This window comes from Neoroseomonas soli (assembly GCF_018129065.1).
In the GTDB taxonomy this organism is placed as follows: Bacteria; Pseudomonadota; Alphaproteobacteria; order Acetobacterales; family Acetobacteraceae; genus Neoroseomonas; species Neoroseomonas soli.
Map to the genome: position 1 here is coordinate 1 of NZ_JAAEDM010000200.1, position 971 is coordinate 971.

Consider the following 971-nt stretch of genomic DNA (forward strand, 5'->3'; position numbering starts at 1 on the left):
GGACCTGCGCGGCGGCCTCCGCCGGCAGGTCGGTGCGCTCGGCAAGCGGGGCGAGGAGGCGCTCGGCGACGAAGGCCGCGAGGGCCACCGCGGCCCGCGGCGGCAGGGCGGGCCGGCGCACCAGGGGTTCCTGCCAGGCGGTGACCTCGGCGGCCTGGACCACCAGCGCGTCCAGCGTGCTCTCACGGATCGCCGCGGTGCGGTTGCCGAGCAGCGCGCCGATCGCGGCGACATCGCCGCTGGCCACCAGCGCCTCGGAGACGGTTTCGCTGATCTCGGGCCGGCGCGCGATGGCGGCCAGCGTCTCGGCCATGGGCGGCGCGGCAACCAGGCTGAGCAGGTCCTGCTCGGTCAGCAGGGGGGAGAGGCGCAACACCGGGCCGCAGACGCGAATGTCCCGGTCATGCGCGAGGGTCAGCACCAGGTCCCGCGGCGCCGCGGGCAATTCCTTCACCGCTTCGGCGATGGTGGCGCGGATCTCCGCCGCCGCATCGGCGGCCAGCAATGTCAGCGCCGACCATGCCATCTGCGCCAACCGGTCCTGCTGCGGCGCCGGCAGCCCCGGTGCCAGCACCGAGAGCCGGCGGGCGAGTGCGGCGCGCACCTCGCTCTCCTCATCGGCGGCGAGGGCGGCGAAGCTCTGCTCCGGCGTCGCGGGATTGGCCGCGACGGCGCGGCGCAGGTCCGGGTCGGCGTCACCCGTCAGGTAGTAGAGCGCCTCGGGCGGCGCCTCGGCGTCGGAGGCCAGCATGCGGCGGGCCTCGGCCGGCCCCTCGCCCAGGATGCGTGCCGCGTCGCTCAGCCGGATCATGCCGCTCCCTCCGCCAGCCGCCACCCGCCGCGGCCGTTGCGCTTGGCGTCGTAGAGCGCCGCATCGGCGCGGGCGAGCAGCCGCTTGGCGCTCTCCCCCGTGGCCGGGTCCCAGGCGGCGATGCCGAGGCTGAAGCGCGGGGCGCGGCCTGGCGGCAGGC

Annotated in this window: 2 protein-coding genes; both read right to left on the reverse strand. The window is 76.9% G+C overall.

Going from position 1 to position 971, the window contains the following annotated elements:
* Positions 1-811 (reverse strand): DUF2336 domain-containing protein (locus tag GXW76_RS25440; RefSeq protein WP_211864926.1); only part of this gene is annotated, 811 nt, incomplete at its 3' end.
* On the reverse strand, positions 808-969 hold the full coding sequence (locus GXW76_RS26290; RefSeq protein ID WP_211864927.1) for a diguanylate cyclase domain-containing protein: 162 nt from the start codon (positions 967-969) through the stop codon (positions 808-810). The genes GXW76_RS25440 and GXW76_RS26290, both read right to left, overlap by 4 nt.
* Positions 970-971 lie beyond the last annotated feature (2 nt).